Source organism: Stenotrophomonas sp. Pemsol, from assembly GCF_003586545.1.
Classification (GTDB): Bacteria; Pseudomonadota; Gammaproteobacteria; order Xanthomonadales; family Xanthomonadaceae; genus Stenotrophomonas; species Stenotrophomonas sepilia.
In genome coordinates this window covers 3,084,619-3,107,529 of sequence record NZ_CP025780.1, presented here as the reverse complement: position 1 = coordinate 3,107,529, position 22,911 = coordinate 3,084,619, and the positions used below count along the sequence as shown (strand labels likewise).

Annotated in this window: 18 protein-coding genes; 5 read left to right on the top strand and 13 right to left on the bottom strand. The window is 67.4% G+C overall.

Annotated elements, in window-relative coordinates:
• Nucleotides 1-10 precede the first annotated feature (10 nt).
• The gene (locus tag PEM_RS14290) at nucleotides 11-1,261 is read left to right on the top strand and encodes an amino acid transporter (RefSeq protein WP_111129613.1); all 1,251 of its coding nucleotides are present in this window, start codon (nucleotides 11-13) and stop codon (nucleotides 1,259-1,261) included.
• Between the two features lie 103 nt (nucleotides 1,262-1,364).
• Here the strand turns inward: PEM_RS14290 and PEM_RS14285 are convergent, their stop codons facing one another.
• The 3 genes from PEM_RS14285 to PEM_RS14275 all read right to left on the bottom strand — a co-directional run bounded on the left by PEM_RS14285 (nucleotide 1,365) and on the right by PEM_RS14275 (nucleotide 4,203).
• Nucleotides 1,365-2,723: a TolC family outer membrane protein gene (locus PEM_RS14285; protein ID WP_005419128.1), complete on the bottom strand. Its 1,359-nt coding sequence runs from the start codon at nucleotides 2,721-2,723 to the stop codon at nucleotides 1,365-1,367.
• Nucleotides 2,724-2,739: 16 nt separating this feature from the next.
• Nucleotides 2,740-3,387, bottom strand: coding sequence for a protein-L-isoaspartate O-methyltransferase (locus PEM_RS14280; RefSeq protein WP_111129272.1), 648 nt, complete (start codon nucleotides 3,385-3,387; stop codon nucleotides 2,740-2,742).
• 135 nt (nucleotides 3,388-3,522) lie between these two features.
• A complete protein-coding gene (locus PEM_RS14275) occupies nucleotides 3,523-4,203 on the bottom strand; it encodes a TetR/AcrR family transcriptional regulator (protein WP_005419125.1) in 681 nt (226 codons plus the stop codon).
• Between the two features lie 119 nt (nucleotides 4,204-4,322).
• Between PEM_RS14275 and PEM_RS14270 the strand changes: the two genes are divergently transcribed.
• Together PEM_RS14270 and PEM_RS14265 are read left to right on the top strand one after the other, a co-directional pair.
• On the top strand, nucleotides 4,323-5,453 hold the full coding sequence (locus PEM_RS14270; RefSeq protein WP_111129274.1) for an efflux RND transporter periplasmic adaptor subunit: 1,131 nt from the start codon (nucleotides 4,323-4,325) through the stop codon (nucleotides 5,451-5,453).
• A gap of 4 nt (nucleotides 5,454-5,457) precedes the next feature.
• Nucleotides 5,458-8,619, top strand: a complete 3,162-nt coding sequence (locus PEM_RS14265; RefSeq protein ID WP_119706118.1) for an efflux RND transporter permease subunit — start codon at nucleotides 5,458-5,460, stop codon at nucleotides 8,617-8,619.
• A 128-nt stretch (nucleotides 8,620-8,747) separates the two neighbouring features.
• Here PEM_RS14265 and PEM_RS14260 read toward each other — a convergent pair whose 3' ends face one another.
• Complete coding sequence (locus tag PEM_RS14260; RefSeq protein WP_111129276.1) at nucleotides 8,748-9,653, bottom strand: LysR family transcriptional regulator; 906 nt, start codon at nucleotides 9,651-9,653, stop codon at nucleotides 8,748-8,750.
• 117 nt (nucleotides 9,654-9,770) lie between these two features.
• Between PEM_RS14260 and PEM_RS14255 the strand changes: the two genes are divergently transcribed.
• Nucleotides 9,771-10,544 carry an SDR family oxidoreductase gene (locus tag PEM_RS14255; RefSeq protein ID WP_005419120.1) on the top strand — a complete coding sequence of 258 codons (774 nt, stop codon included), beginning with the start codon at nucleotides 9,771-9,773 and terminating at the stop codon, nucleotides 10,542-10,544.
• A 170-nt stretch (nucleotides 10,545-10,714) separates the two neighbouring features.
• Here the strand turns inward: PEM_RS14255 and leuB are convergent, their stop codons facing one another.
• From leuB to ilvC, 9 genes are all read right to left on the bottom strand, one after another.
• Entirely contained in the window at nucleotides 10,715-11,776 is a 1,062-nt protein-coding gene (gene leuB, locus PEM_RS14250) for a 3-isopropylmalate dehydrogenase (RefSeq protein WP_095377955.1), read from the bottom strand.
• Nucleotides 11,766-12,344 carry a 3-isopropylmalate dehydratase small subunit gene (leuD, locus tag PEM_RS14245; protein WP_005419117.1) on the bottom strand — a complete coding sequence of 193 codons (579 nt, stop codon included), beginning with the start codon at nucleotides 12,342-12,344 and terminating at the stop codon, nucleotides 11,766-11,768. The genes leuB and leuD overlap by 11 nt, the downstream gene beginning before the upstream one ends.
• A complete protein-coding gene (gene leuC, locus PEM_RS14240) occupies nucleotides 12,344-13,762 on the bottom strand; it encodes a 3-isopropylmalate dehydratase large subunit (RefSeq protein WP_069139238.1) in 1,419 nt (472 codons plus the stop codon). The genes leuD and leuC overlap by 1 nt, the downstream gene beginning before the upstream one ends.
• 60 nt (nucleotides 13,763-13,822) lie before the next feature.
• The gene (locus PEM_RS14235) at nucleotides 13,823-14,596 is read right to left on the bottom strand and encodes a class I SAM-dependent methyltransferase (protein WP_111129278.1); all 774 of its coding nucleotides are present in this window, start codon (nucleotides 14,594-14,596) and stop codon (nucleotides 13,823-13,825) included.
• A gap of 10 nt (nucleotides 14,597-14,606) precedes the next feature.
• Complete coding sequence (locus PEM_RS14230) at nucleotides 14,607-16,193, bottom strand: 2-isopropylmalate synthase (protein ID WP_111129280.1); 1,587 nt, start codon at nucleotides 16,191-16,193, stop codon at nucleotides 14,607-14,609.
• Nucleotides 16,190-17,281 (bottom strand): threonine dehydratase, encoded by a 1,092-nt coding sequence (locus PEM_RS14225; RefSeq protein WP_053499063.1) that lies wholly within the window; start codon nucleotides 17,279-17,281, stop codon nucleotides 16,190-16,192. The genes PEM_RS14230 and PEM_RS14225 overlap by 4 nt, the downstream gene beginning before the upstream one ends.
• A 96-nt stretch (nucleotides 17,282-17,377) precedes the next feature.
• Complete coding sequence (locus PEM_RS14220; protein ID WP_005419108.1) at nucleotides 17,378-17,629, bottom strand: ACT domain-containing protein; 252 nt, start codon at nucleotides 17,627-17,629, stop codon at nucleotides 17,378-17,380.
• Complete coding sequence (ilvG, locus tag PEM_RS14215) at nucleotides 17,613-19,349, bottom strand: acetolactate synthase 2 catalytic subunit (RefSeq protein ID WP_005419106.1); 1,737 nt, start codon at nucleotides 19,347-19,349, stop codon at nucleotides 17,613-17,615. The genes PEM_RS14220 and ilvG overlap by 17 nt, the downstream gene beginning before the upstream one ends.
• Before the next feature lie 39 nt (nucleotides 19,350-19,388).
• A complete protein-coding gene (gene ilvC / locus PEM_RS14210; RefSeq protein WP_053499062.1) occupies nucleotides 19,389-20,363 on the bottom strand; it encodes a ketol-acid reductoisomerase in 975 nt (324 codons plus the stop codon).
• A 686-nt stretch (nucleotides 20,364-21,049) separates the two neighbouring features.
• Between ilvC and ggt the strand changes: the two genes are divergently transcribed.
• Complete coding sequence (ggt, locus tag PEM_RS14205; RefSeq protein WP_065196510.1) at nucleotides 21,050-22,768, top strand: gamma-glutamyltransferase; 1,719 nt, start codon at nucleotides 21,050-21,052, stop codon at nucleotides 22,766-22,768.
• Nucleotides 22,769-22,911 lie beyond the last annotated feature (143 nt).

Sequence of the window (22,911 nt, the reverse complement as noted above, 5' to 3'; positions counted from 1 at the left end):
GGAACTTGCGATGGACGGCGACAGGGGCAGGGACGGCACCGGTGGGGCGCGCTTGGGGATGGACCACCTGGCTGTGGTGGCACTGACGCTGCTGGTGGGCGGCAGCGTGATCGCGCTGGTGGGCCAGCACACGGCGGCACAGGCGGGCCCCGCCATCGTACTGAGCCTGTTGCTGGCCGCACTGGGGGCTGGCCTGGTGCTGTGCTGCCTGCAGGATCTGGTGCTGCGACTGCCGGCGGCCGATGGCCTGTACGGGCTGCTGGCCGCCAGCTGGGGGCCACGGGTGGCCGTCGTTCTGGGCACGATCCTGTTGCTTGAGCTGACGGCGACCACGGCGGGCGCGGCACAGTCCATGGCCCGCCATGTACATGCGGTGCTGGCTACCGGAGGCCTCCATGCCAACGACTGGCTGCCCGTGCAGATAGCGGCGGCCGTGGGCCTGCTGACGTTGAGCGCGCTCGCGTTGCTGCCGCCGCGGGGTGTGGCCCTTGCGGCCTGTGCGCTGCTGACGGTGAAGATCGGTGTGGGGGTGTTGCTGCTGGCGCTGGCGGCACGTCACGTGCACTACGGGCATTGGATTCCCTGGCTGCCTCCGGCGACCGCGCCGTATCGCTTCGGGCTGGGGGGCGTGCTGGCGGCTGCGGTGCCGCTGCTGGGCATATTTGCCAGCGTGGGCCTGGCACTGGGCTTTCCTGCGCTGCGCCGCCAGGGCGCGATGTGGCAGCCGGCGGTGCTGGCGCTGGTCTCGTTGCTGGCGATGCTGCTGCTGATCGTGCTGGCAGCATTGCAGGCCGGGCTGGTCGAGTTTTCCGCGCTCGCCAGTACCCGGCCACTGGCCGTGGCGCTGCAGGTGCACCCCCAGCTGCAGTGGATGCTGCCATTGTTGCCCCTGGCCGGGGCAGCGGGCCTGGCCGCCCTGCAGTTGGTGCTGCTGATGCTGGCCGTCCGGTTGGCCACATCGTTGTGGCCCCGCGCAGCTGACGCGGCGGGACGATCCCGCACGGGCCTGAGCGCAATGGTGGTTGCGCTGCCGGCGGTGATGCTGGTGCTGGGGCTGCCGCAGGGCACCTTGCCGGCGCTGCCGGGTCCGGCAACGCTGGTGGTGATGGCGGCGCTGTGCCTGGCGGTGCTGCGGCGGCGTCGGGATGACACCCGGCAAGGCGCAGCCGGCTGCGGGCTGATGATGTCGATGCTGGCCCCTTTGGCAGCCGCGCTGTGCGTGCTTGCGGCGTTGGAACGCCTGCGCGCGTGGCCGGGCTGACGGTTCGAGGGGCCCCGCCGGGGGGGGGGGGGCGCGTGTGTGGATGCAGCACCTGCAAAAAAGCCACCCTCGCGGGTGGCTTTTTAGTTGCAGGGGCGACGACTCAGTGCGTGGTCGTGGCCGGGTTGCCCGCGTCCTGGGTCAGCAGCCGATTGACGTCCTGCAGTTCGGCCACGTCCAGCGCACCCAGCGACTGGCTCAGCAGCAGGCGGTTCTGCAGGAAGGTGTAACGGGCCTGGGCATAGTCCAGCTGCGCCGAGAACAGGATGCGCTGGTTCTGGATCACATCCAGCACGGTACGGGTACCGACTTCCAGGCCGACCTGCGAAGCGTCGTACGCGCTCTGCGCCGAGACCACCGCCAGGCGGCGGGCTTCCACTTCGCTGATGCCCTGCACCAGGGTCTGGTAGGCATTGCGGGTATTGCGATCCAGGGCACGCTTCTGCTGCTCGTAGCCGTCCTGGGCGATGTCACGCTGCGCCAGCGCCTGGCGCACGCCGGACTGGGTGGCACCACCGGAGAAGATCGGCACGCTCAGGGTCAGGCCGATGCTGTTGGTGCGCGCATCCGGCGACAGCGAGCCGGCACCGGTGCTGTCGCCCCAGGTGGCGCTCTTGCCCCAGCTGCCGCCTAGCGACAGGGTCGGGTAATGACCACCACGGGCAGCCTGCACGCCGGCTTCAGCGGCACTGACCTTCAGCTCCTGCGCCTTCAGCGCCGGATTCTGGGTCGTAGCCTGCTGCACCAGCTCGTCGATGTTGCCGCGGTTGGCCGGCACTTCCGGGCGGAAGTCCGCCGGCAGGCCACGCAGGTTGGTCACCGGCTGGCCGGTCAGTTCGGTCAGGGCCTGGTAGTTATCGGCCAGGGTGTTCTGCGCGATGATGGTGTTGGCGCGCGCCTGGTCGTACTGGGCGCGTGCTTCGTGCACGTCGGTGATCGGCGCCAGGCCCACTTCCAGGCGCTTGTCGGCGAAGTCGAACTGCTTCTTCGCGGCAGCTTCATTGGTCTGTGCGGCGTTCAGCGATTCGATCGCCACCAGCACGTTGAAGTAGGCCGCCGAGGTGCGCACGATCAGGTTGTCGTTGGCCGATTCGAGGGTGAAGTCCGCCGCCTTGCTCAGCTCACGCTGCGAGCGCAGGTTGTTGATCTGGGTCCAGTTGAACAGCGTCTGGCTGCCGTCGATCGTGTAGGTGCGGCGCTTGTTGGTGAACGAGCCGGAGTTGGCGTCGGCGTTCGGCTCGCTGCGCGTGCGGTTCAGCGCGGCCTGGCCGTTGATCTGCGGCAGCAGGGCGGCACGCGCCTGCACGGCGCCTTCCTTGTCGTACAGCCGGGTCGATTCGGCGGCCGACAGCTGCGGATCGCCGTTGCGGGCCATTTCGTAGACCTGCAGCAGGTCGGCGGCATGGGCGGACAACGGCAGCAGGGCAGTGGCCAGCGCAACAGCGAGGGATCGGCGGATCATTGCGGCTTCCTTGGACTCAGAGGTGGAACTGGGGGGCCGGGGCGGCACCACGCAGGTAATCGATATCGGTCTCGAACAGGGACTCGGAGCTACCGTCGGCCTTGACCAGCAGGGCCTCCATCGCCGGCGAGCGGCCGTGGATCACGAACAGGCGGCCACCCGGACGCAGCCACGAGGCGAACTGTGACGGCACCACGTCGACCGCACCAGTGACACAGATCACGTCAAAGCGGCGTTCGGTCTGCCAGGACAGGGCATCGGCCACTTCCACGCGGACGTTGGTGCCCAGGCCGGAGGCGTCCAGGCGGGCACGCGCAGCGGAGGCCAGCTCAGGGTCGATTTCCAAGCTCAGCACATCGCGCGCCAGCGCGCCGATGCAGGCCGACAGGAAGCCGCTGCCCGTGCCGATTTCCAGCACTTCGTCACCCGGCTGCAGGTCCAATGCCTGCAGGGTACGGCCCTCGATGACCGGCTTCATCATCTTCTGGCCGTGGCCGATCGGCAGTTCGACATCGGCGTAGGCCAGTGCCCGGTGCGCGTCGGCGACAAAGGCCTCGCGTGGCAGGCGGGCCAGGACGTCGAGCACCTTGATGTCCAGCACGTCCCAGGGACGGATCTGCTGTTCCACCATCAGTTCGCGGGCGTGGGCGTAATCAATCGTCATGAGGTTCAAATCCAGCGCAGTGGGCCGGCCATTTTACCGGTGCCGGAGGCCGGCGGCGCGCCCAGAGCATCAGCTGCCGGGGGCCGGGGTCGCAGTGCCGGAAGTCATCGCGACCTCCGGTTCGTTCAGTTTTGGTTATTCAGCCGTTCCGGCCCCTCGCGGCGCGTAGGCGCGCAGGAAGAAGTCGATGCTGGCGGTCACGTGGGCAAGAGGGTCGCATTCCACGGGTGACAGTGGCATGCCGCACATCATATGCATGTGCACTTCGCCCTTGACCAGGGTCAGGAACTGCTCGCCGGCCAGAGCACAGTCGGGGATATCCAGTTCGCCACGTTCGGCGCGGGCACGCAGGAAATCGGCCAGGGCCTCGCAGGTACGCTCGGGGCCGGCTTTCCAGAACAGCGCGCGCAGGCGTTCGTCGGTCTCCGGCGCCATCATCATGCGCTGGATCGAGATCGCCGCGTCGGAGGTGATCAGCTCGAAGAAGGCCAGGCCGATACCGATCAGCTGGTCGCGCAGCGGGCCGTCCGCGTCGGCTACGAACAGCGCGTCGGGCAGCATTTCAATGCACTTTGACTGCACCGCCTCGGAGAACAGCGTCTCCTTGTCGCCGAAGTGGCTGTACACAGTCAGCTTCGAGACGCCGGCCTGAGCGGCGATGGTGTCCATGCTCACGCCGGTATAGCCCTGTTCGATGAACAGTGCCTTGGCTGCTTCAAGGATCGCCGCGCGCTTGCCGAGGTCCTTGGGGCGCCCGGGTCCGGCGGCCTTGGCAGCGGGCTTGGCCGACGGCTTGCGGGAAATGTGGGAACTCATCGCGACAATACTAGACCAAGCGGTTCGATATTTATACTATACCGGCCGGTTTATTAAATTGGGCCGGCAGTCGCGGCTCCTCCCTTAGTTGCAACCCTGCGTTTTCAGGACGTTGACCGATGAAGATCGTGCGCTGGATGGGCGGTATGGTGTGGATGGCTGCGCTGGCAGCCTGTTCGGGGCAGGAACAGGCGCCACCGGCGGCCGTACCGGTGCTGGTGGTTCACCCCGGCGAGCAGGCCGGGCAGGCGCCGGCGGCGTTCCCGGGCACGGTGCGTGCGCGACAGGAAAGCCCGCTGTCGTTCCGCGTTGGCGGCAACCTGGTCAAGCGCCACGTCGATGCCGGGCAACGGGTGAAGAAGGGCGACGTGCTGGCCGAGCTGGACGTGGCCGACTTCGCGCTGCAGGCCCGTGCCTCGCAGGCGCAGCTGGCGGCAGCCGAAGCCGATCTGGTGCGCGCCCGCGATGACCTCAAGCGTTACCAGGTGCTGGCCGACCAGCAGCTGGTCAGCCGCTCGCAGCTGGACCAGCAGTCCGCCGCGTTCAAGGCCGCGCAGGGCCAGGCCAACGCCGCCCGCGCCAACCTCGATGTGCTCCGCAACCAGGCCGGCTACGCACAGCTGCGTGCGCCGGCCGACGGTGTGATCGCCAGCCGCGAGGCCGAGGCCGGGCAGGTAGTGTCCGCCGGGCAGACCATCTTCAACCTGGCCGCCGACGGTGGCCGCGAAGTGCTGATCGACCTGCCCGAGGCCACCATCCGCGACTATGCTGTGGGCCAACCGGTCGAGGTGGAGTTGTGGAACCGCCCCGGCCAGCGCCTGCCGGGCACGATCCGGGAGATCGCCGCCGCTGCCGATCCGCAGGCACGTACCTATGCGACCCGGGTCAGCCTGCCCGCCGATGCGCTGGCCGACGTCGAACTGGGCCAGAGTGCACGCGTCTACAGCAGCGCCGGTCGCCACGGCACCCTGCAGCTGCCGCTGGGCGCGCTGCAGCGTGGTGCCAACGGTGCCGCCAGCGTATGGGTGGTCGATCCGGGCAACAGCACGCTGAAGGCCGCAACGGTTACCACCGGTGCGTTTGGCAGCGAGACGGTACCGGTACTGTCGGGCGTGAACGCGGGCGACTGGGTAGTTGCTGCGGGTGGCCACCTGCTGCGGGCCGGCCAGCCGGTGATCGCCGTGGACCGGCAGAACCGTCCCGTGCTGAAGCCGGCTACGCCGGCCGCTGCCGCCAAGGCCAGGGAGTAAGCCGGTGCGCCGCTTCAATCTTTCCGAGTGGGCGTTGTCCAACCGCCCGCTGGTGCTGTTTGCGATGCTGGCTTTCGCGCTGATCGGCGCATGGTCGTACAAGCATCTGGGCCAGTCCGAGGACCCGCCGTTCACCTTCAAGGCGATGGTGGTGCGCACATTGTGGCCGGGGGCGACCGCCGAGCAGGTCTCGCGGCAGGTGACCGAGCCGCTTGAGAAGGCGCTGATGAATACCGGCGAGTACGAGTTCATCCGCTCGTACTCGCGCCCGGGCGAATCGCAGATCATCTTCATGGCGCGCGACAGCCTGCGTTCCAGGCAGATCCCGGACCTGTGGTACCAGGTGCGCAAGCGCGTGGGCGACATCCGCCCGACGCTGCCGCGCGAGATCGTCGGTCCGTTCTTCAACGATGAGTTCGGCGACACCTACGGCAACATCTATGCGTTGACCGGCAAGGGCTTCGACTACTCGGTGATGCGCGACTACGCCGACCGCATCCAGCTGGAACTGCAGCGGGTGCCCGACGTCGGCAAGATCGACCTGGTCGGCCTGCAGGACGAGAAGGTGTGGATCGAACTGTCCAACACCCGGCTGGCCACGCTGGGCGTGTCGATGCAGCAGGTGCAGCAGGCGCTGGCCGACCAGAACGCAGTGACCGGCACCAGCTTCTTCGAGACCGCCACCGATCGCGTGCAGCTGCGGGTGACCGGCCAGTTCAACGACATCGAAGCGATCCGCCAGTTCCCGATCCGCGCCGGCGACCGCACCGTGCACCTGGGCGACATCGCCGAGGTCAAGCGTGGCTTCGCCGATCCGGCGTCGCCGAAGATGCGCTTCATGGGTGAAGAGGCGATCGGCCTGGCGGTGGCGATGAAGGATGGCGGTGACATCCTCAAGCTCGGCGCCAACCTCGATGCCGAGTTCGAACGCCTGCAGAAGACCCTGCCGGCCGGCATGCAGCTGCGCAAGGTGTCCGACCAGCCGCAATCGGTGGAAGAGTCGGTCGGCGAGTTCGTGCAGGTGCTGACCGAGGCGGTGGTGATCGTGCTGCTGGTCAGCTTCTTCTCGCTGGGCCTGCGCACCGGCCTGGTGGTGGGCGTGACCATCCCGCTGGTGCTGGCGATGACCTTCTTTGTCATGCACTACTTCGACATCGGCCTGCACAAGATCTCGCTGGGTGCATTGGTGCTGGCGCTGGGACTGCTGGTGGACGATGCGATCATCGCGGTGGAGATGATGGCCACCAAGATGGAGCAGGGCTACGACCGCCTGCGCGCCGCCAGTTTCGCCTGGGAGTCGACCGCGTTCCCGATGCTGACCGGCACCCTGATCACCGCGGCCGGCTTCCTGCCCATTGCCACTGCGGCATCGAGTACCGGTGAATACACCCGCTCGCTGTTCCAGGTGGTGACCATCGCGCTGGTGGTGTCGTGGATCGCAGCGGTGCTGTTCATCCCTTACCTGGGCGACAAGATGCTGCCGGACCTGTTCAATCCGCAGCCGCCGAAGCCGGGCAGCCTGTCAGCGCGCTGGCACGCCAAGCGCCAGCAGTGGGCCGACCGCTATCCGGCGCTGGCCAATCTGATCGCGCCGCCGCAGCACGGGCACGACCACGATCCGTACCAGCGCCCGTTCTATCGTAGTTTCCGTCGCTTCCTCGATACCTGCCTGCGGCATCGCTGGTGGGTGATCGCGGCGACCATCGGCCTGTTCGTGTTCTCGCTGATGATGTTCCGCTTCGTGCCGCAGCAGTTCTTCCCGGATTCGACCCGGCCGGAACTGATGGTGGACATCGAGCTGGCCGAGGGCGCCTCGCTGCGCTCGACCCAGGCCCAGGCCGAGAAGCTTGAGAAGCTGCTGTCCAGCCGCGAGGGCATTGCCAACTACGTGTCCTATGTGGGCACCGGTTCGCCGCGCTTCTACCTGCCGCTGGACCAGCAGCTGCCGGCGACCAACTTCGCCCAGTTCGTGGTGCTGGCCAAGGACATCACTTCACGCGAAAGCACCCGCGACTGGCTGCTGCACGAGGTGATCCCGAAGTTCCCGGACGTGCAGATGCGCGTGACCCGCCTGGAGAACGGCCCGCCGGTCGGCTATCCGGTGCAGATGCGCATCTCCGGCGAGCACATCGAGAAGGTGCAGGCGATCGCGCGCCAGGTCGAGGCCAAGGTGCGGGAGAACCCGCACGTGATGAACGTCAACCTGGACTGGAGCGAGCCGAGCAAGGTGGTGCGCCTGGTGGTCGACCAGGAGCGCGCCCGCGCGCTGGGCGTGAGCAGCGCCCAGGTCAGCCAGTTCCTGGCCAGTTCGTTGGCCGGGCAATCGGTAAGCGTGTATCGCGAGGGCAATCGCCAGATCGAGATGCTGCTGCGCGGGCCGGCCGATGAGCGCAATCAACTGGAGCTGCTGTCCAGCCTGTCGATGCCCACCGCCAACGGTGGCAGCATCACGCTGTCGCAGGTGGCGACGATGGAGTACGGCTTCGAGGACGGCATCATCTGGCACCGCAACCGGTTGCCGACGGTGACCGTGCGCGCCGACATCAGTGATGGCATGCAGGCGCTGGACGTGGTGCATCAGATCCTGCCCACACTGGACGGCATCCGTGCCGAGCTGCCCAGTGGTTACCTGCTGGAAACCGGCGGTACCGTGGAGGATTCGGCGCGTGGCCAGAACTCGATCAAGGCCGGCATGCCGCTGTTCCTGGTGGTGGTGGCCACGCTGCTGATGCTGCAGCTGCGCAGCTTCTCGCGTGCAGCGATGGTGCTGGTGACCGCGCCGCTGGGCATCATCGGCGCGACGCTGTTCCTGCTGCTGTTCCGCGCGCCGTTCGGCTTCGTCGCGCTGCTGGGCACGATCGCACTGGCCGGCATGATCATGCGCAACTCGGTGATCCTGATCGACCAGATCCAGCAGGACATCGATGCCGGGCATGACCGCTGGCATTCGATCATCGATGCCACGGTGCGCCGTTTCCGCCCGATCGTGCTGACCGCACTGGCAGCCGTGCTGGCGATGATTCCGCTGTCGCGCAGCGCATTCTATGGCTCGATGGCGATCTCGATCATGGGTGGCCTGATCGTCGGTACGGTGCTGACCCTGGTGTTCCTGCCGGCGTTGTACGCGGCCTGGTTCCGGGTGAAGCCCGATGAATCCGGGGCGTGATGCCGACCAGGGTCGGATCCCTTTTCCTCCGGGAAAGGGCTCTGACCCCACCCACGCCGGTTGGTCTTTGCCCTGGTAGGTGCCAACCTTGGTTGGCACGGATGCATGCATTCACGCATGGCGTGGATCTACTGCAGCTGCAGGCCGCTCCGCAGCACCGGCAGCAGCCATTCGATGAACACCTGCACACGCTGTGCGCGGTGTTGCCGATGCGGCTGCAGAAGTGTCACCGGCAATGGCTGCGCCACGTGTTGCGGCATCACCTCCACTAAGGCACCTGACTGCAGTTCCGCCTGTACGTCGTAGCGCGGAATCTGCAACAGCCCTAGTCCCGCCACGCAGCAGGCGATCGACGCCTCGGCGCTGTTCACTCGTACCCAGCCCGGCATCGGCTGCATGTGAAGCTGGCCGCCGTCCTGCCATTCCCAGGGTTCCACCCGTGCATTCGTCGGCGACGCATAGTTCACCGCGCGATGCTGCTGCAGATCGGCGGGGTGCTGCGGCACTCCGTGCTCGCGCAGGTAGGCCGGTGCGGCGACGTTGACGAAGTCCAGCTGGCCCAGCTCGCGCGCCACCAGGCTGGAGTCACCCAGCTGGCCGACCCGCAGCACGGCATCGCAGCCGTCTTCGATCAGGTTCACTGCGCGGTCGGTCATGCCCAGGTCCACTTCCACCTGCGGATACTGCGCGAAGAACCCGGGCAGCGCCGGAGCGATGATGCGACGGCCGATGCGGCTGGGCACGTCGATCTTCAGCAGGCCCATCGGCTGCGCGTCGTCCTGGCGGAACAGGGTTTCGGCGTCCTCGACCTCGGCGATCAGGCGCAGGCAGCGGGCATGGAACACGTCGCCGTCGTGGGTGGTGGACACCCGCCGGGTCGAGCGCTGCAGCAGGCGGGTGCCGAGCCGCTGCTCCAGCTCCGCAATGGCTGCCGAGACAGTGGAGCGGGGCAGGCCGAGCTGGTCGGCGGCGCGGGTGAAGCTCGCGCACTCCACGACCCGGGTGAAGATGCGGAAGCGATCGATCCGGTCCATTGTTCGCTGACTCTGGAAAGTTAAGTCAATGTGGCGGGCTTTATCCGCTTTTTCTGCACGATATCGTCGTCAGGGCAGGGTTGCCACCCCGGGCAGCCCCCTCCCGAGACCGAAGCCATGACCGAGCATTCCCTCAAGGGCAAGACCGTACTGATCGCCGGTGGCGCCAAGAACCTGGGCGGCCTGATCGCCCGCGACTTCGCCGCACAGGGCGCCAAAGCCATCGTCATCCACTACAACAGTGCCGCTACCCAGGCCGATGCAGAAGCGACTGTAGCCGCGGTGCAGGCCGCCGGCAGCAAGGCGGTGGCCCTGCAGGGCGACCTGACGTCGGCGGCAGCGATGGAGCGCTTGTTCGTCGATGCCGTGGCCGCAGTCGGCCGTCCTGACATCGCCATCAATACGGTGGGAAAGGTACTCAAGAAGCCGCTGCTGGACATCAGCGAGGCGGAGTACGACGAGATGAGCGCGGTCAATGCCAAGGCCGCGTTCTTCTTCCTGAAGGAGGCAGGTCGCCACATCAATGACGGTGGCCGCATCTGCACCCTGGTCACCTCGCTGCTGGGTGCGTTCACGCCGTTCTATTCCAGCTATGCCGGCACCAAGGCGCCGGTCGAGCATTTCACCCGTGCGGCGTCGAAGGAGTTCGGCGAGCGCGGCATCTCGGTGACCGCGATCGGTCCCGGTCCGATGGACACGCCGTTCTTCTATCCGGCCGAGAGCGCCGATGCGCAGGCCTACCACAAGACCGCGGCGGCGCTATCGGCGTTCACCCGCACCGGGCTGACCGACATCGCCGACATCGTGCCGTGGATCCGCTTCCTGGTGACCGATGGCTGGTGGATGACCGGGCAGACGATTCTGGTCAATGGTGGGTACACCACCAAGTAAGCAAAGCCATGCATGGCGTGGCCCTACTGCGCGGGAACCGAATCATCCACGCATGGCGTGGATCTACCGCTGTGGTAGGTGCCAACCTTGGTTGGCACGGAGTCGGGCAGTGGCCACGGGCCCCCTGTAGAGCCGTGCCATGCTCGACTCTACAGGTGTTGCCCGATGGATCAGCCCAGCTTCGCCAGCACCGCGTCGGTTGCCGCGGCGGTGCTGACGGCCTGGCCCTTGGCGGCCAGGTCGGCAGTGAACACCCCATCATCCAGCACCGCATGCACGGCGTCTTCCACCGCGGCCGCTTCGGCTTCCAGCCCCAGCGAATGGCGCAGCAGCATCGCGGCGCTGAAGATTGTCGCGTACGGATTGGCGATGCCCTTGCCGGCGATGTCCGGGGCCGAACCGTGGATGGGCTCGTAAATGCCCACCGCACCGGGCTCGCCCAGCGAGGCCGACGGCAGCAGGCCCAGCGAACCGGCCAGCATCGAGGCCTCATCGGTGAGGATGTCGCCGAACATGTTCTCGGTGACGATCACGTCGTACTCGCGTGGCTTGGCCAGCAGGTGCATGGCCATCGAATCGACCAGCTGGTGCTCCAGCGCCACGTCCGGGAATTCTTCGCGGCCGATGCGTGCGGCCACGTCGCGCCACAGGCGCGAGGTTTCCAGTACATTGGCCTTGTCCACCGAGGTGACCTTGCCGCGACGCTGCTGGGCCAGGCGGAAGGCGCTGCGCAGCACGCGCTCGATCTCGGCCACGGTGTAGCGGCACAGGTCGCTGGCACTGTCGGCATCGCGGGTCTTGTCGCCGAAGTAGATGCCGCCGGTCAGTTCGCGCACCACCACGAAGTCCACGCCCTGCAGCAGCTCGGCCTTGATCGGCGAGGCGTGCAGCGCGGCCTCGTGGGTACGCACCGGGCGCAGGTTGGCATACAGGCCCAGCGCCTTGCGGATCGCCAGCAGGCCCTGTTCCGGGCGCACCTTGGCGTTCGGGTCGGACCACTTCGGGCCGCCGACCGCGCCCAGCAGCACCGCATTGGCGGCCTGGCAGGCGGCCAGCGTCGACGCCGGTAGCGGTTCACCGTGGCGGTCGATGGCGATGCCACCGATGTCGTGCTCGCTGAAGGTGAAGGTGTGGTTGAAGCGTCCGGCGACCGCCTTCAGGACGGCAACTGCCGCGGCGGACACTTCCGGGCCGATGCCATCACCGGGCAGGACAACAATTTCAGCGTGCATGCTCACTCTCGTAACGTTCGATTTCAGGGACACGGCCCAACAGATACCCCAACTGGTCGACGCCTTCCAGCAGGCAGGTCTGCGAGAAGCCATCCAGCGGGAAGGAATAGACCTGGCCATCGGGGGTGCGCAGTTCGCGCGCAGCCACGTCGATGGTCAGCGCATCGTCCGGGCGCTGCATCAGCGCCTGTACGTCGGCCTCGTCCAGCACGATCGGCAGCAGGCCGTTCTTCAGCGCGTTGCCGCGGAAGATGTCCGCGATCTCGCTGCTGACGATGGCACGCAGGCCCAGGTCGGTCAGCGCCCACGGTGCATGCTCGCGCGAAGAACCGCAGCCGAAGTTGCGGCCCGCCAGCAGGATGCTGCGGCCGGCGTTGTGCGGCTGGTTGAAGGCGAAGTCGGCCACCGGCGAACCATCAGCTTGCCAGCGCCAGTCGTTGAACGCGTTGCGACCCAGCCCGGCACGCTCGGTGGTGGACAGGAACCGCGCCGGGATGATCTGGTCGGTGTCGATGTTGGTCTGGCGCAGCACCACGCTGGCCGAGGTCAGGGTACGGAAACCGGCCATCACGCCACCTCCTGTGCGAACAGTTCGCGGGTGTCGGCAACGTGCCCGTTCACCGCGGCCCACGCCGCGCTCATCGGCGAGGCCAGCAGCGTGCGCGAACCGGGCCCCTGCCGGCCTTCAAAATTGCGGTTGCTGGTACTCACGGCCAGCTGGCCGGGGGCGACCAGATCGCCGTTCATCGCGATGCACATCGAGCAGCCCGGCTCGCGCCATTCGGCACCGGCCGCGCGCACGATCTCGTGGATGCCCTCGGCCTCGGCCTCGCGCTTGACGATCTCCGAGCCCGGTACCACCAGCATGCGTACGCGCTCGGCAACACGACGGCCGCGCAGCACCTGTGCGACTTCGCGCATGTCGCTCAGGCGGCCGTTGGTGCACGAACCAACGAACACTACGTCCACCGGTGTGCCCGCCAGCGCCTTGCCGGCCTGGAAGTGCATGTAGTCCAGGCCCTTCTGTGCGGCGGCATCGTTGGCGGCGGGAATCGGCGCATCCACGGCGATCGCGGTACCCGGATGCGTACCCCAGGTCAGGGTCGGGCGGATGTCGGCGGCGTCGATGTGCACTTCGCTGTCGAAGCGCGCGCCGTCATCGCTGCGCAGCTGTTGCCAGCGCGCCACGGCAGCGTCGAAGTCGGCGCCCTTGGGGCCGCGCGGCGTAGCGGCGACGAAGTCGAAGGTGACCTGGTCGGGCGCGACCATGCCGGCGCGTGCACCGGCCTCGATCGACATGTTGCACAGGGTCATGCGCTGTTCCATGTCCATCGCTTCGATGGTGCTGCCACGGAACTCGATCACGTGGCCGGTGCCGCCGTTGACGCCGATCACGCCGATGATGTGCAGGACCACATCCTTGGCGCCGACGCCGGGTGCCAGCGCACCGTCAACGGTGATCGCGAAGGTCTTGGCTTTGCGCTGCAGCAGGCACTGCGTGGCCAGCACGTGGCCGACCTCGCTGGTGCCGATGCCGAAGGCCAGCGAGCCGAATGCACCGTGGGTGGAGGTGTGGCTGTCACCGCAGACGATGGTCATGCCCGGCTGGGTGAAGCCCTGTTCCGGCGCAATGACATGGACGATGCCGCGGTTGTCCGAGGCCATGTCGAACAGTTCGATGCCGTGCTCGGCGCAGTTTCGCGCCAGGGTTGCGACCTGTGCCTCGGAAGCGGCGCTGGCGTAGGGCAACGTGCCGTCGGCCGCAGCCGGCAGGGTCGGCGTGGAGTGGTCCATCGTCGCCTTGGTGCGGTCCGGCCGGCGCGGCGCCAGGCCGCGCTCGCGCAGTTCGGTGAATGCCTGCGGCGAGGTGACCTCATGGATCAGGTGCAGGTCGATGTACAGCACGGCGGGTGCGCTGTCGGATTCGGGAACCACCACGTGGGCGTCCCACAGTTTGTCGTACAGGGTGCGGGGTGCGGAAGTCATGCGTATGCCTGGCAGAAGTACGAAGTTGCGAACATCAGGAATGAATATGAAAGGGTCAAGTCAGCGACGGCGGGCGAGGACCCGCAGCCGCACGTAGTCGGCCAGCGGCTGGCCGAATGCGTCACGAGGCAACTCGGCAAGCAGGCTAGTAGCCGCCTCGCGCACGGTGGCGCGGGCCTCGGCGGGCAGGTCATCCAGCAGTGGCGCGGCGAATACCCGCAGCCAGCCGGCCACGCCGGTCGGCAGCGGGGTCGGGCGCGGCGTGCATTCGATCAGTTGCACCTGGAAGCCATGCTGGCGCAGGCGGTCGGCATAGGCATCGGCGGTCGGGAAGTACCACTGGAAGGTGCTGGCGCCATGGCCGTGGGCCACGCGTGCGGCCTGTACCGCCGCGACGATCGTGGCCACGTTGCCATGGCCGCCGAACTCGGCGACGAAGCGGCCACCGGGGCGCAGCGCGCGACGCACGCCTTCCAGCACGCGGTCCGGGTTGCCCATCCAATGCAATGCGGCATTGCTGAAGACCGCATCGAACTCGCTGTCGAACGACAGCGCGTGGCCGTCCATCACCTGCGCGTCGACGCCACGTGCACGGGCGGCGATCACCAGTTCCGGCGACGCGTCCACGCCGTGGATGCACGCGCCGCTCAGGGCCAGCTCGGTGCTGAGCACGCCATCGCCACAGCCCAGGTCGAGGATGCGCTCACCGGCGCGCGGATCGAGCAGGCGCGCGACCGCGCCACCGAGCAACGGTACGAAGCCGGCATCGATCGCATAGTCCTGGGCGTTCCACTGCTGGCCAGCGGCTGCGGTAGGAGTGTCGAAGGCGCTCATCTCGGGTTCCTCAGGCGGTGGCAGGGGTGGGAACGTCGGTGCTGCTGTGGGCGGTGGCCTGGCGCTGGCGCAGCAGGCGGTTGGCCACATCCAGCCAGGCCAGCGCGGAGGCTTCGATGATGTCCTTGCTGGTGCCGGTGCCGTCGTACTCCACGCCGTCGTGGCGCACGCTCAGATTGGCTTCACCGCGCGCATCGGCGCCGATGCCGACGCTGTGCACCTGGTAGCTGTCCAGCATCAGCTGCACGCCGGTGGCAGCCGACAGCGCGCCGAACAGCGCATCGACCGGGCCGTCGCCCTGCGCGGTCTCGGCCACGCGGTTGCCGTCCGGGTCGGACAGTTCGACCAGTGCATTGGCGCGGCTGCCGACGTCGCTGATGGTCATCGACGCCAGGCGATAGCCCTGCGCGTTGGAGCCGCCCTGCATCAAGGTTTGCAGGTCGGCATCGGTGACCACGCGCTGCTGTTCGCACAGGCCCTTGAACTGCTCGAACACCAGCTTCAGTTCGTCTTCGTCCAGCCAGAAGCCCAGTGCACGCAGGCGTGCTTCGACGGCGGCGCGGCCACTGTGGCGACCCAGCACCATCTGCGAATCTTCCCAGCCCACGTCTTCCGGGCGCATGATTTCGTAGGTGCCGCGATGGCGCAGCATGCCGTGCTGGTGGATGCCCGATTCGTGGGCGAAGGCATTGGCACCGACGATGGCCTTGTTGCGCTGTACCGGCATGCCGACCAGGCGCTGCAGCAGCTGCGAGGTGCCGACGATGCGCGGGGTGTTGATCGAACTGTCCTGTTCGTAGAAGGCCTGGCGCACCTTCAGCACCATCGCGATCTCTTCCAGCGAACAGTTGCCGGCGCGCTCGCCGATGCCGTTGACGGTGCACTCGACCTGGCGTGCACCGCCTTCGATGGCGGCCAGCGAGTTGGCCACCGCCAGGCCCAGGTCATTGTGGCAGTGCGCGCTGAAGATCACGTTGGCGGCATTCGGCACATCGGCGACGCCGGCGATGACCTGCTGGAACATCGCGCGGATCTCTTCCGGCGTGGTGAAGCCGACGGTGTCGGGCAGGTTGATGGTGGTGGCGCCGGCGGCAATGGCTACGCGCGAGACTTCGATCAGGTAGTCCAGCTCGGTGCGGGTGGCATCCTCGGCCGAGAACTCGACATCGTCGATGTAGGAGCGAGCCAGCGAGACGTGCTTGCGTACCGATTCCAGCACCTGCTCGCGGGTCATCCGCAGCTTGTGTTCGCGGTGCAGCGGGCTGGTGGACAGGAACACGTGCAGGCGCGGGTTGGCCGCAGCTTCCAGTGCGCGTGCCGAGGTCTCGATGTCGGCCTGCAGGCAGCGAGACAGCACCGCCAGGGTCAGGCTCGGGCGGCGCAGTTCGCGGCCGATCAGTGCCATCGCTTCGCGGTCGGACTGCGAGCTGGCCGGGAAGCCGGTCTCGATGATGTCCACGCCCAGTTCGTCCAGCGCACGCGCCATCACCAGCTTCTGCGGCGGGCTCATGCTGCAGCCGGGGGACTGCTCGCCGTCACGCAGGGTGGTGTCGAAGATGCGGATGCGCGGGGTGGTAATTCGTTCGATGGTGGTCACAGGGAAATCTCCTCGACAGCGGGTGCGGCGGCTTGCAGGGGGGAAGGGGAAGAGGTGGGGGACGCGAGGGCGCTGGCCTTGCCGGGCGAGCGCGGGGTTTCACTACGCCGTCGCCGTGGTTTGCGCGGCGGGCGCGGCCGGATGTCGGTGAGCAGGCCGGCCAGGACACCCGCATCGATATTCCCGCCGGACACCACCGCGCACTTGCGGCGGCCAGCGACACGGCGGCCTGCTGCCAGCGCCAGCGCACCGGCGCCCTCGGCGATGATGTGTTCTTCCAGTGCCAGCCGGACCAGGGTTTCACGCAGTTCGGCTTCGCGCACGATCACTACGTCGTCCAGCAGCGAGGTGCACAGGCGTCGGGTCAGGAATCCAGGGATCTTCACCCGCACGCCGTCGGCCAGCGAGGCGACGGGGGCGATCTCGCGTACGTCGCCGCGGATGGCGCGCGCCATTGAGTCAACGCCTTCCACCTGGGCACCGATCACGCGCACGCCCTGTGATTTCAGCGCCAGTGCAACGCCGGAGGCCAGGCCACCGCCGCCGATCGGCACGATCACCACGTCCGGTGCGTGCGCGGCCAGCTCGATGCCGACCGTACCCTGACCGGCAATCACATCGGCGTCGTCGAACGCGGAAAGGAAGCGGTAGCCGTGGCGTTGTGCCAGTTCAACCGCGAAGGCGTAGGCCTCGTCATAGCTGGTGCCATGCTGGCGCACGGTGGCGCCCCAGTGAGCGACGCCGGCGATCTTGGTGGCCGGCGCGCCATGTGGCATCACGGTGATGGCCGGAACGTCCAGGCGGTAGGCCGCCCACGCCACGCCCTGGGCATGGTTGCCGGCCGAGGCGCAGATCACCGGCCGGGTATCGCCGCGCTCGCGGCCGGCCAGCAGCGCGTTCAACGCGCCGCGCACTTTGTAGGACCCGGTGCGCTGCAGGTTCTCCAGCTTCAGCCAGGTGCCGAAGCGCTCGGCATGGTGCAGCGGGGTAGGCGGCAGGAAGCGGCGCAGCCGGGCCTGCGCCGCCAGTACGTCGGCGACGCTTACGTCGCCGACATCGCTTTCCTGGCTGGCATCAGCGGCCGGCATGGGCCACCAGCGGGGTGCAGGCGACCGCCGCATGCGGGCACGGGCGGCGAAGAAGACGCCTCCGTACCGGCACCGTGGTCACTACGGTACGGGTGTTCATACGGATGCTCCTTCCACGGCGGTGACCTGCACGGACACGCAGTCGTAGATCTTCTCGATCTGCCGGCACAGCGTTTCCGCCGGGCGCTGGCCATCCACCACCAGTTGCAGGTGCCAGCGGCCATCGTCGGCGGCCACCGGCGCACCGCTGATCGCACGCGGCGCGAAGCCACGGCGCTCGGCCATGCCGATCACGCGCAACAGCGCGCCTTCGGCCGGGTGCAGCACCAGGTCAAGCCGGTAGTGCATTGGGGATCTCCTGGCGGGCATGGGCGGGGTTGCTTTCCAGCATCGTGCTGTTGGCGGTGTTCGGTGGCACCAGCGGCCATACGTTGGCGCGTGCATCGATGGCGACGTGCAGCAGTGCCGGGCCGGGTTCGGCCAGCAGCGCGGCCAGGCCACCCTCGACGTCATCCCGCGCGTCGATGCGGGTGGCGGAAATGCCGAACACCTGCGCCAGCGCCACGAAGTCCGGGTTGTCGGACAGGTCGATCTCGCTGTAGCGCTCGGCGAAGAACAGCTCCTGCCATTGCCGCACCATGCCCAGCGAACTGTTGTCCAGCAGCACGATCTTCACCGGCAGGCGGCAACGCGCGATGGTCGCCAGCTCCTGCACGTTCATCATGAAGCTGCCGTCGCCGGACACCAGCACCACGGTGCGATCGGGGCAGGCGAACTGCGCACCCATCGCTGCCGGCAGGCCGAAGCCCATGGTCCCCAGCGCGCCACTGGTCAGGTGGTTGCGCGGGTGGTTGAAGCGGCAGTGCTGCGCCACCCACATCTGGTGCTGGCCGACGTCGCAGGCGATCACCGCATCGGCCGGGGCCAGTTCGCTCAGGCGCTTCAGCAGCGCCGGGGCGTAGATGTGCTGGCCCGGTGCGTCGTAGCGCGCTGCGAAACGATCGCGATGCTGTGCACAGCGCTTGCGCCATGCGTCCTGGTGGGCCTTGGGGGAGGGGAAGGCCGCACGCAGGGCGCGGATGGCATGGCCGACATTGCCAGGCACAGCGACATCGGCGCTGCGCAGCTTGGAGATCTCATATGCGTCCGCATCGATGTGAACGACGCGGGCGAACGGTGCGAACTCCGCCAGCTTGCCGGTGGCACGGTCGTCGAAGCGTGCGCCCAGCACCAGCAGCAGGTCGCTTTCCTGCACCGCCATGTTGGCCGCGCGGGTCCCGTGCATGCCCAGCATGCCCAGCGACTGCGGATGGCTGGCCGGCAGTGCGCCCAGGCCGCGCAGCGTCATCACGGTGGGGATGGCACTGGCCTCGACGAAATCGCGCAGGTCCTGCACCGCATCACCCAGCGCGATGCCACCGCCGGCGTAGACCACCGGCTTCTCGGCCGCGGCCAGCGCGGCAATGGCTTCGGCAATGGCGGCCTCGGCCGGCGCCGGCGGTGGTTCGACGCTGCTGGGCGCATGGGCCGGCAGATGGCTGGCGTCGGCCAGCTGCACGTCCTTGGGCAGGTCGATCAGCACCGGGCCGGGGCGACCTTCGCGGGCGATCCGGAACGCATCGGCCACCACGCGCGGCAGGTCATCGACGCTGCGCACCAGCCAGCTGTGCTTGACGATCGGCATCGTCAGGCCGAACACATCCAGTTCCTGGAAGGCGTCGGTGCCCAGCAGCGGCGTGCCGACCTGGCCGGTGATGCAGACCATCGGTACCGAGTCCAGCATCGCATCGGCGATGCCGGTGACCAGGTTCGACGCGCCCGGCCCGGAGGTGGCCACGCAGACGCCCACCTGGTTGCTGGCGCGGGCGAAACCATTGGCGGCCAGGGCGGCACCCTGCTCGTGGCGCACCAGGATGTGCTTCAGCGACGAGTCCACCAGCGCGTCGTAGAACGGCATGATGGTGCCACCGGGATAGCCGAACAGCGTGCGGACGCCTTCGGCCTCCAGCGCCTGGGTCAGCCAGCGCGCGCCGTTGGGCGGCGCGCTGCGGTGTGTGGAAGAGTTCATGGGGGAACCTTGCAAAGCGGGTGGGGGAGGGCCGCGCGGTTACGCGGCCTGTCCTTGCAACCAGACCATCTTGGCGCGCAGTTCCTTGCCCACCTTTTCGATCGGGTGCTCCAGGTCGGCCTGCTTGAACCTGTTGTAGTTCGGCAGGCCCGCTTCGTACTCGGCCACCCAGTTCTTGGTGAAGGTGCCGTCCTGGATGTCCTTCAGTACTTCCTTCATGCGTGCCTTGGTGCCAGCGTCGATCACGCGCGGGCCGCTGACGTAGTCGCCGTACTGCGCGGTCTCGGAGATGAATTCCAGCATGCGCGAGATGCCGCCTTCGTAGAACAGGTCGACGATCAGCTTCAGCTCGTGCAGTACTTCGTAGTAGGCGATCTCCGGCTGGTAGCCAGCTTCCACCAGGGTCTCGAAACCGGCCTGCACCAGCGCCGACGCACCACCACACAGCACCGCCTGCTCGCCGAACAGATCGGTCTCGGTCTCTTCCTTGAAGGTGGTCTGGATCAGGTTGGCGCGGGCACCGCCGAGGCCGGCCGCATAGGCCTGGGCATGCTGCGCGGCCTTGCCGCTGACGTCCTGGTAGACCGCCCAGATGCACGGCACGCCACGGCCGATCTCGTACTCACGGCGCACCAGCGCACCCGGGCCCTTCGGCGCGACCAGCACCACGTCCAGATCGGCGCGCGGCTCGATCATGCCGTAGTGCACGTTCAGTCCGTGGGCGAACAGCAGGCACGCCCCCTGCTTCATGTTCGGCGCCAGCACATCGTTGTAGAGCTTCTTCTGCACCATGTCGGGGGTCAGCACGGCGACCAGATCGGCGTCCTTCACCGCATCGGCGGGCGCGACCACGGTGAATCCATCGGCCTGGGCCTTGGCTTCGGTCGGGCCGCCCGGACGCAGGCCTACCACCACGTCGAAGCCGGATTCGCGCAGGTTCAGTGCGTGGGCGCGGCCCTGGCTGCCGTAGCCGATGACGGCGATCTTGGTCTGGGGCAGGTCGTTGGTGCTCATGGGGGAGGTTCCTTGCGGTGGGAAGAAAAAAGAACGGCCGGTCGTCGAGGTGACGTGCCGGCCGGTCAGGGGAAAGCGGTGGAGGGGGCGCCGCGCATCGCACAGGCACAGCCACCACGAGGCGTGGTGCTGCAGGTCCGGGTTGTGCGATGAGCGTTGGTCATGGTGGTTGCGTCTGAAACCAGGTTCTGAAATGAAAAAACCCGCACCGGGGCGGGTGCGGGTTTTTGAAGAGTTCCGGTGTGTCTGTTGCTTACACGCTGGCTCGTCCCGCACCTGTGGGTTGGGTAATAAGTACGAGCACAAGAATCGAACGCAGCGAGGCGGCGCCGATGGCGGCGGCTTCGATGTGGGTTCGCGGTGGCGTGTTGTGATGCAACATGCGATCGAGAGAAACACAGGCGTTTTGGCGGTGTCAACCCTCACGACAGTTTTTTTATCGGTTTCCAGTGAGTCCAGCGAAATCGCTTGCGCCGCAAGGATGGTTGCCACTGAAAGTGTTTCAGTGAACCCGAATTCACTCCTTTCAACACGCTTTTTGCGCGGATTCCGGGTCGCTGTTCGCCATGCTGGGGCGGACCTTGGTCGGCACCCACCGAAAGGCCATCGCCCATGACCTCTGCCCGATACCGCATGAAGGCCGCAGCGGCGAAGATCGCGGAACCACCTTCCACCGGAACCCGACCGTGTCCCGACGCCTTGCCCGCTCCCTGCTCGCCGCCGCCGTGCTGGCTGCCGTGCCTGCACTGTCCATCGCCGCCGACCGCATCACCGGCCACACCTTCGCCACCCGTTCGGAGGTGATCGCCCCGCATGCGATGGCGGCTACCTCGCAGCCGCTGGCCACCCAGATCGCGCTGGACGTGATGAAGGGCGGTGGCTCGGCGGTCGACGCGGCGATCGCGGCCAATGCCGCGCTCGGCTTGATGGAGCCGACCGGCAACGGCATCGGTGGCGACCTGTTCGCCATCGTCTGGGACCCAAAGACGCAGAAGCTCTACGGCTACAACGGCTCGGGCCGCTCGCCGAAGTCGCTCACCCTGGCCGAGTTCCAGCGTCGTGGCCTGAAGGACATCCCGGCCACCGGCCCGTTGCCGGTGTCGGTGCCCGGTGCGGTCGACGGCTGGTTCGCCCTGCACGACCGTTTCGGTCGCAAGCCGATGGCCGATAACCTGGCGCCGGCCATCCGCTACGCCCGCGAGGGCCACCCGGTGGCCGAGGTGATCGCCTACTACTGGGACCGTTCGGTGCCCAAGCTGTCGCAGTACCCGGGCTTCAAGGAGCAGTTCACGATCAACGGCCACGCCCCGCGCAAGGGCGAGATGTGGAAGAACCCGAACCTGGCCAGCACCCTGCAGAAGATCGCCGACGGCGGGCGCGACGCCTTCTACAAGGGCGAGATCGCGCGCACCATCGGTGACTACTTCAAGGCCAACGGTGGCTACCTGAGCTACCAGGACATGGCCGACCACCACGGTGAATGGGTCGAGCCGGTCAGCAGCAACTACCGTGGCTACGATGTCTGGGAGCTGCCACCCAACAGCCAGGGCATCGCTGCGCTTCAGATCCTCAACGTGCTGGAAGGCTACGATTTCTCGAAGATCCCGTTCGGCTCACCCGAGCATGTGCACCTGTTCGTTGAGGCGAAGAAGCTGGCCTTCGCCGACCGTGCGCGCTTCTACGCCGACATGGCATTCCAGCCGGCGCCGGTGCAGAAGCTGATCTCCAAGGAGTACGCCGCGCAGCGCCGCGCGCTGATCTCGATGGACAAGGCCTTGAAGGAAGTGCAGCCGGGCACACCGAAGCAGCTGGAGGAAGGCGACACGATCTACATGACGGTGGCCGACGCCGACGGCATGATGGTCTCGTTGATCCAGTCCAATTACCGCGGCATGGGCAGCGGCATGGCGCCGCCGGGGTTGGGCTTCATCCTGCAGGACCGCGGCGAGATGTTCGTGCTGCAGAAGAACCATCCCAACGGATACGCACCGGGCAAGCGCCCCTTCCAGACGATCATTCCGGCGTTCATCACCAAGGGGGGCAAGCCGTATGCCAGCTTCGGCGTGATGGGCGGCGCGATGCAACCGCAGGGCCATGCGCAGATCGTGATGAACCTGGTGGACTTCGGCATGAACCTGCAGGAAGCCGGTGACGCACCGCGCATCCAGCATGAGGGTTCCACCGAGCCGACCGGCCAGGCCACGGCGATGACCGACGGTGGCGAAGTGAATCTGGAAACCGGCTTCCCGTACGAGACCGTGCGCGCGCTGATGCGCAAGGGGCATCGCATCGTGTTCGCCGACGGCCCGTATGGTGGCTATCAGGCGATCATGCGCGATCCCGAGACCGGGGTGTACTACGGTGCTTCGGAGAGCCGCAAGGATGGGCAGGCGGCGGGGTATTGAGGTTTCCCGGCCACCGGGCTGAGCCCCCTCTGCGGTGATGGCAGCGATACGGGGCTTAGCCGGGCGGGTGGATCGTCTGGGGGCCGCTGCAAGTACGTCCATGTAAGCTCGGTCGCCGCATCCATGCGGCTCACGCCCCCACA

What these genes read in the sequence shown, in the direction of transcription:
- leuD (WP_005419117.1), bottom strand. Translation starts at nt 12,344, where the DNA reads ATGGCCGGTTTCCGTACCCTGACCTCGGCCAGCGTGGTGCTGCGCCAG.
- PEM_RS14270 (WP_111129274.1), top strand. Translation starts at nt 4,323, where the DNA reads ATGAAGATCGTGCGCTGGATGGGCGGTATGGTGTGGATGGCTGCGCTG.
- PEM_RS14220 (WP_005419108.1), bottom strand. Translation starts at nt 17,629, where the DNA reads ATGCACTACCGGCTTGACCTGGTGCTGCACCCGGCCGAAGGCGCGCTG.
- PEM_RS14255 (WP_005419120.1), top strand. Translation starts at nt 9,771, where the DNA reads ATGACCGAGCATTCCCTCAAGGGCAAGACCGTACTGATCGCCGGTGGC.
- PEM_RS14275 (WP_005419125.1), bottom strand. Translation starts at nt 4,203, where the DNA reads ATGAGTTCCCACATTTCCCGCAAGCCGTCGGCCAAGCCCGCTGCCAAG.
- PEM_RS14260 (WP_111129276.1), bottom strand. Translation starts at nt 9,653, where the DNA reads ATGGACCGGATCGATCGCTTCCGCATCTTCACCCGGGTCGTGGAGTGC.
- PEM_RS14285 (WP_005419128.1), bottom strand. Translation starts at nt 2,723, where the DNA reads ATGATCCGCCGATCCCTCGCTGTTGCGCTGGCCACTGCCCTGCTGCCG.
- leuC (WP_069139238.1), bottom strand. Translation starts at nt 13,762, where the DNA reads ATGACTTCCGCACCCCGCACCCTGTACGACAAACTGTGGGACGCCCAC.
- PEM_RS14235 (WP_111129278.1), bottom strand. Translation starts at nt 14,596, where the DNA reads ATGAGCGCCTTCGACACTCCTACCGCAGCCGCTGGCCAGCAGTGGAAC.
- PEM_RS14290 (WP_111129613.1), top strand. Translation starts at nt 11, where the DNA reads ATGGACGGCGACAGGGGCAGGGACGGCACCGGTGGGGCGCGCTTGGGG.
- ilvC (WP_053499062.1), bottom strand. Translation starts at nt 20,363, where the DNA reads ATGAGCACCAACGACCTGCCCCAGACCAAGATCGCCGTCATCGGCTAC.
- PEM_RS14225 (WP_053499063.1), bottom strand. Translation starts at nt 17,281, where the DNA reads ATGCCGGCCGCTGATGCCAGCCAGGAAAGCGATGTCGGCGACGTAAGC.
- leuB (WP_095377955.1), bottom strand. Translation starts at nt 11,776, where the DNA reads ATGCACGCTGAAATTGTTGTCCTGCCCGGTGATGGCATCGGCCCGGAA.
- ilvG (WP_005419106.1), bottom strand. Translation starts at nt 19,349, where the DNA reads ATGAACTCTTCCACACACCGCAGCGCGCCGCCCAACGGCGCGCGCTGG.
- PEM_RS14280 (WP_111129272.1), bottom strand. Translation starts at nt 3,387, where the DNA reads ATGACGATTGATTACGCCCACGCCCGCGAACTGATGGTGGAACAGCAG.